The organism is Bacillus haikouensis, from assembly GCF_013179555.1.
Classification (GTDB): Bacteria; Bacillota; Bacilli; order Bacillales; family Bacillaceae_B; genus Rossellomorea; species Rossellomorea haikouensis_A.
On the sequence record NZ_JABMCR010000235.1, the window covers coordinates 1 to 6331 of the forward strand.

Annotated in this window: 6 protein-coding genes and 2 pseudogenes; 1 reads left to right on the top strand and 7 read right to left on the bottom strand. The window is 42.5% G+C overall.

What is annotated here, in order from left to right; all coding sequences use genetic code 11:
- Window positions 1-394: pseudogene (locus HP456_RS18165) on the bottom strand (MFS transporter); the annotation flags it as partial.
- 186 nt (window positions 395-580) lie between these two features.
- Window positions 581-892 (bottom strand): DUF3889 domain-containing protein, encoded by a 312-nt coding sequence (locus HP456_RS18170; RefSeq protein ID WP_172253709.1) that lies wholly within the window; start codon window positions 890-892, stop codon window positions 581-583.
- Between the two features lie 169 nt (window positions 893-1061).
- On the opposite strand from HP456_RS18170, the gene HP456_RS18175 reads away from it, so the two are divergent.
- Entirely contained in the window at window positions 1062-1316 is a 255-nt protein-coding gene (locus HP456_RS18175) for a YhdB family protein (protein WP_172253710.1), read from the top strand.
- 508 nt (window positions 1317-1824) lie between these two features.
- Here HP456_RS18175 and HP456_RS18180 read toward each other — a convergent pair.
- The 5 genes and pseudogenes from HP456_RS18180 to HP456_RS18200 all read right to left on the bottom strand — a co-directional run.
- Window positions 1825-2367 (bottom strand): NADPH-dependent FMN reductase, encoded by a 543-nt coding sequence (locus HP456_RS18180; RefSeq protein ID WP_172253711.1) that lies wholly within the window; start codon window positions 2365-2367, stop codon window positions 1825-1827.
- Window positions 2368-2388: 21 nt separating this feature from the next.
- On the bottom strand, window positions 2389-3024 hold the full coding sequence (locus HP456_RS18185) for a response regulator (RefSeq protein ID WP_172253712.1): 636 nt from the start codon (window positions 3022-3024) through the stop codon (window positions 2389-2391).
- A 10-nt stretch (window positions 3025-3034) separates the two neighbouring features.
- Complete coding sequence (locus HP456_RS18190) at window positions 3035-4150, bottom strand: GAF domain-containing sensor histidine kinase (protein WP_172253714.1); 1116 nt, start codon at window positions 4148-4150, stop codon at window positions 3035-3037.
- A gap of 333 nt (window positions 4151-4483) precedes the next feature.
- Window positions 4484-5206, bottom strand: a complete 723-nt coding sequence (locus HP456_RS18195) for an SDR family oxidoreductase (protein WP_172253716.1) — start codon at window positions 5204-5206, stop codon at window positions 4484-4486.
- A gap of 143 nt (window positions 5207-5349) precedes the next feature.
- A pseudogene (locus HP456_RS18200) lies at window positions 5350-6331 on the bottom strand (phospho-sugar mutase); the annotation flags it as partial.

Genomic DNA, 6331 nt, shown 5'->3' on the forward strand with positions numbered 1-6331 from the left:
TCAATTCTTCCCGTTTCACAATAAAAGGGATAAAAGCATTCCTGGCAGGCAGTGCCCAGCCGTCCAAAAAGGAAATCATACTTGCAAGCCCTAAAAAAATCCATACATTCCCATTTGAGAACAGAACTAATACCAATAAAAGAATGAGCAGAAATGTCTTTGCAAGCTGCGAATACGCAATCAGGCTTTTCATTTGAGAACGATTCAACAGCAGTGGCGCCATAACACTGCTGATAAATCTGGAAAATGTTATCACCAGCGGAACGGCAGTCAAAAACACTGAAGATCCAGTGACCTCAAATATCAGGGAGATTAATGCGACAATGTACAGAATATCCCCCATATTCGCCAGTGCCTGCCCGATCCAAAGGTGACGAAATGCTTTAGAAGCCATGTCTTTTACCTCCCATATTCAATTTCTAATTCAGGTAAAAGACATCATCACATTGGAACTTAGCCCCTTTCCACTTTTTATGTTGATATTATTTTAACAAACAATATTGACGGTGGAAACCTCCAGTAAATATAAAAACGACTGGCCACTTTTCATCATGAGATGTTATGCCAGTCGTCAGCTGCTTCATTTTACCTCTTCCACAGCAATATTCAGTGTCTTTTCATTACTAAGGTCATGTACCACTTTTACAAGTACCTTTTTCTCTTTATTATTCTCCTGAACCGTGAATTCAAACGAATCCGCAAGCTTGTTTTCATCCAGTTTTTGACGTCCCTGATACTTATAATCCTTTAATGGCTGACCAGGGTAATCTTCCTTCATGACTGCTGCCGCTATGCGCCCGAACTTTTCATAATCCGACGGCTGCAGTGCATGCACATTGCTTGAAAACAAAAGAAAAAATACAGTTACCAGCATCATGATCGACTTTTTCATCTTATCACCTCTTATATCTTTTCATTACATAGGATGATGTAAAAAAACAAAAATATTCACCCAATAGAAGGAAAGTCAATACGTACAGGAGTTCCAAGTTTTACAGAGAAAATAATGAGGTTTTTCTTCACACAATAAGATTACCCCCTTCAGAAGGAGGGATTCAAAAGTGAACAAAGTCGATTATGACCGGGCCCTGTATTACACCCATCGATCAGAATGGGATAACCTGCTCATTCTGATGGTAAGGACGAAAGATGATCTTCTTTCCAAAAGAATTGAACAATTTTTGCACGCCTATCACTTTTCGAAGGATTACACCGTCATCGAACGGAACCTTTATACGTTATTACGCTATATAGAACATGCGAATTATACCTTTAGTGTCGAGCAACCACTCGAGGCAACATTCGCAGAAATGTAAAAAAGAGAATTCCACCTAACCATGCTGATTCACAAGTTATACTTGTGAATCAGCTTTTAGTATTTGCATTCAGCCGGCTTTTCATGTAAAACCAATTTGTTTTTGAGTCCGGCATTAACCTTGAGGGATGCGGAAAATTCATTTGTTTACATAAATTTAAAAATCGGACAGCATCCGTATTTACCGACAGCTGCAATAAACTACATCCAACCATCTCTTACAGCCTGCCATACAGAACATAAAAAGGAGCCTAAAACCAGGAAAACCCGGACTATTTTGAATTCCAGGATTCAAATTAGTCCGGGTTTTTATTATTTTTGTTCAAACGCCACATCGTTATTAGCTTGTTCCAGCGGTTGATTGGAGTGCCTCTATGGCCTGCAGCTAGTAAAGTGAGACCCCGCAGGAGCACATGCCGCTCCGAGGCTCAGGATTTTTAGAGCCATCACTGAAAATGTTCACCCTTTAGGTAGTTGTTTCTTAGTTTTCCTCAGCTCCATTCAGGGTGTCATTTTGCAGGTGCTTCCTTTTTCACAATCACAGCTGCCTTCATATACACAATCAATTCCCGTACCATTTCGTCAACCAGCTTCGCCGGCTCTTCCAGCAAACCATCATTGTCATAATCAAAGCAGTGAGGGTCTAGGACGAGCTGTTTAGGAATGACATTGGCATAAACGCCTCTTGCTACGATACGGAGATTGTTTAGACAATTAATTCCGCCTTTCCCTCCTCCTGCACAAGCAAGCAGAGCAACTGGTTTATGGGCAAAATGATCGCTGCTCAGAAAATCCAATGCATTCTTCAATGCTCCGCTCATACCGCTATGGTATTCAGGGGATGCTAAAATGACCGCATCTGCATTTTTTACTTTATGTTTAAGGGACTGCACGGATTGAAGTTCTGTCTGTTCCTGTTCTCCTGTGTAAAGAGGCAGGGTCCCGTCACTCAGATCAATTAAATCGGCGTCATATGTTCTTGCCAAGAATCGAGCTGCTATTCCGGTACGCCCTTTTTTTCGAGGGCTGCCATTTATAATTGCAATTTTCATTGTATTAAACGTCCTTCCTTTTTAAGCCAGATTATGTTTCACGGCATACAACGCCGCTTGTGTTCGATCGGATACTTCAAGCTTGGAAAATATGTTTGATATATGGGTTTTCACCGTTTTTTCCGTAATATACAGGCTTGAAGCAATTTCTTTATTACTTTTCCCTTTTGTGAGCTCTGCCAAAACATCTCTTTCTCTTTTAGTCAGAGCATGGATTTTATGAGGTGGATCTTGTTTTGTGATTCTGGTCAGTAGATGATTGGTTGCTTTCGGATGGAGCGAATTCTCTCCTGATAAAAGTTTGCGGATGCTGTTAACCAGTTCATCCGGTTCAATATCTTTCAATTGGTACCCCGCCGCTCCTGCTTCAATTGCCGGAATGACGTGATTTTGATCGGAAAAACTAGTCAGCATCAGAATCTGAACAGTGTTACCGTGCTTCTTTTTAATTTCCCTCGTTGCTTCAATCCCGTCCATGACCGGCATCATGAGATCCATCAAAATCAGATCAGGCAGTAACTTTTCAGCCAACTGCACTGCTTCTGCACCATTCTTCGCTTCTCCAATGATTTCTATATCCTTTTGTGTTTTCAAAAAGAAAACAAGTCCCCGTCTCACTACATGATGATCGTCCGCAATCAAGATTCGAATACTCATGCCGGTCCTCCTAATAAGGTATATTTACCGTTAATGTTGTTCCTTTTTCCAATGCACTTTCCAATTGGAATGTCCCTCCCAGGCTCTTCACCCGTTCCTTCATGCTTTCAATCCCGATGGAAGGCAGCGGATGATCTTCATCGTAATGAAAACCGTATCCTTTATCTTCAATGATAAGAACGATCATGCATCCGTCATCTTTTAAAAGATAACTGATTGTTTTCACCCCTGCATGCTTTTTACAGTTATTTAACGCTTCCTGACTGACTCTCCACAGGACTTCTTCTACTTTGGAACTTAAAGAGATGACTCCTTCGACCTTTACTTCGAGCGTTAATCCAAGCATGTCGGCGTAGCCTTTAACCGCCTCCACCAAGCCATTTTCAAGACCATTCGGCTTCAGCTGCCAAATAAGGGCCCGCATCTCGGATAATGCTTCCCGGGCAAGTGTCTGAACTGTGGCAAAGGTCTCCTTAACATCTATTTCACTTGTCATTTCTGCCCCGCCCCTTGCAGTTAAAGTAAGTGAAAATAACAGCTGATTCACTGAATCATGAAGATCTCTGGCCAGCCTGTTTCTTTCTGCCAGCAGTGCGATTTCCTGTTCTTTTTTTGTGAGCGTGATCCGTTTTATCGCAGAGCCTATTTGAAAGGCAACCGATTCAAGAAGGGCCAATTCATCTTTGGAGAAATGGGTTTTAAAGGGTGCCGCTACATTCAACAACCCATAGGCTTCGTCACCCGATTGCAAGGGGACTGTTGCGTGGTGGGTGATATGGTCGGTATTTCCCCTATTCTCCTCGATGGCTTTTTCAATTCTTTGACATTCGATGATATTCGAGGCTTTCGTCAGCTTTCCTTTACGAAAGCGATTGACGCACCAGCACCCCCCGTTATGCATCAGTTCACAGCTATTATTATGAAGGGACTCAGGCAGATCTTCATAAGCTGTAAGCTGGTGCTTCCCGCCTTCTGTGATAAAAAAAACCCAACCTGTAGTAAAGTTCGTGCCTTTAATCAATTTCTTCAGGGCACCGTGGAGCATATCATATTGCTCCGTTTCGTTATTCAGGAATTCGGCGATCTCTTTCAAAAGCTCGATATTTGAAAGTGCTTCCTCTTGCATTCTCATCGCCCTTTCTTGTTTCTTTCTATTATTATACAGCTTTGAACGGATTTCGATATTCTAACAAAGAAGGAATTTTTCTACGACTTTTGGACGAAAACAAGTGTTCCAGTTAATTTCAAGAGTGGTTGTTCTGAAAAGAATCATCTGCCGCGGAGTTTATCTGAGCTGGATTTCGGCCTTATCGAAATCGTGACAGTTATCGGCCATTTTGTACTGTTATCGGCCAAATAACTTATATATCGGCCATTCTCCAAAAATCGACATATCTAAATCCCTTCATTTTCCCATACAAAAAAGAGCGGGGTATGAAACACCCACTCTCAATATACGTTATGCAATTGGATAATCCTGCGCAAATGGATGGATTTTGATTTCGTCTATGAGCATGTGCTTTGGAGCAGAAGCCATATAAATGACTGATTTAGCGATATCCTCTACCTTCAGCCAGTCTTCTTTCTCCGGCAGCCCCTGCTTCGATTCTGCAAAGTAGGTATCTACCATCCCGGGATTGATTGTACCGACTCTGATTCCATACTCCCTGACTTCCTGAGCCAATGAACCGCAGAAGCCCTGCACTGCATATTTGGTCGCAACATATGCCGAGCCGTTTGGAATGGTGTACCGTGCTACATCGGAAGAAATGGTGATGATCGTGCCGAATTTTTGTTCTTTCATATACGGAAGAACAGCTTTAGAGCATAAAAAGACACCTTGCACATTTACTTCGAAGATTTTCTTCCATTGATCTGCCGTCACTTCTTCCGTCGGTTTAAAGAAACCAACGCCTGCATTATTGACGAGGATGTCAATCTTTCCGTAAGCAGTCAGCGTTTCATCGACGATTCTTTGTACGTCCTCTTCCTTTGACACATCTGCTTGAATTGAAATCACATGTTCGAATCCATCTGCTTTCAGCTCTTCAGCAGCTTTATGTATATCTTCGGAACTTCCGACCAGCGAGAGCTTTGTGCTTTCGTTTAAAAACTGCTGTGCAATTTCCCGGCCAATCCCCCTGGAGGCACCTGTAATAATCGCAATTTGATCCTTTAGCATACTTCATTCTCCTTTACTCTGGGGTGTCGATTAATTATCCCTATCATCTCTTCCCCCAGCATTTGTTTACGCAACATTGGCTCAGGAATGAGGATGCGGCCAGTCCCTTACAGCTTCGAAGCGGTATGGAACTGACCTTGAGATTATTGGATCGTGCTTTTCACTTTGGACATTAAGTCTTCTGTTAATGAAGCTAATTTCTTATCGCTTTCCTCTTGTGACTTGCCGATGACACTGAAGTAGAATTTGATTTTCGGCTCTGTCCCCGATGGTCGGAGACAAACCCATGAACCGTCTTCAAGGAAGTACTTGAGTACATTGGATGCAGGAAGGGGGATCGATGTCTCTTTTCCTGTCGACAGTTCGACTTTTTTGCTCGTTTTATAATCTTCAGCCGATATAACTTTCAGCCCTGCCACTTCCTTCAAAGGTTCTTCACGGAATGTTTTCAGGATTCCCTGGATTTGCTCGGCACCTTCTTTTCCTTTAAGGGTAAGGCTCTTTAATCCTTCCTGATAGTAGCCGTGGCGTTCGAACAATTCATTGAGGACATCGTTCAGCGTCTTTCCTTGTTTCTTATAGAAGGCGGCTGCTTCAGCAGCCATTAAGACAGCTTGTACTGCATCCTTGTCACGTGCGAAGTCCCCGATCAGATATCCGTAGCTTTCTTCATAACCGAACAGGAATGTATATTCCCCGGACTCTTCATATTTCTTGATTTTTTCACCTATGAATTTGAAACCTGTTAAGACATCTTCCACTGACGCACCATAATGCTCAGCTACTTCTCTTCCTAATTCAGAAGTAACAATCGTTTTAAATACACGTCCATTTTCAGGGATCATGCCTTTCTCCTGCTTGCGGGAGAGGATGTAATTCATAAGGACTGCACCTGTCTGGTTTCCGGTAAGAAGCATATATTCCCCGTCTTCACCCTTTACCGCAACTCCCAAACGGTCTGCATCCGGATCAGTTGCGATCAGGATATCAGCATTGATTTCTTTTCCATCTCTGATCGCAAGTTCGAAAGCCTCTTTATCCTCTGGATTGGGGGATTTAACAGTTGAAAACTCAGGATCAGGCTTTGCCTGTTCATTTACAATGTGAATATGTTGGTAACCGAGG

Coding starts and splice junctions, on each gene's coding strand:
- HP456_RS18170 (WP_172253709.1), bottom strand. CDS start 892: ATGAAAAAGTCGATCATGATGCTGGTAACTGTATTTTTTCTTTTGTTT.
- HP456_RS18180 (WP_172253711.1), bottom strand. CDS start 2,367: ATGAAAATTGCAATTATAAATGGCAGCCCTCGAAAAAAAGGGCGTACC.
- HP456_RS18185 (WP_172253712.1), bottom strand. CDS start 3,024: ATGAGTATTCGAATCTTGATTGCGGACGATCATCATGTAGTGAGACGG.
- HP456_RS18190 (WP_172253714.1), bottom strand. CDS start 4,150: ATGCAAGAGGAAGCACTTTCAAATATCGAGCTTTTGAAAGAGATCGCC.
- HP456_RS18195 (WP_172253716.1), bottom strand. CDS start 5,206: ATGCTAAAGGATCAAATTGCGATTATTACAGGTGCCTCCAGGGGGATT.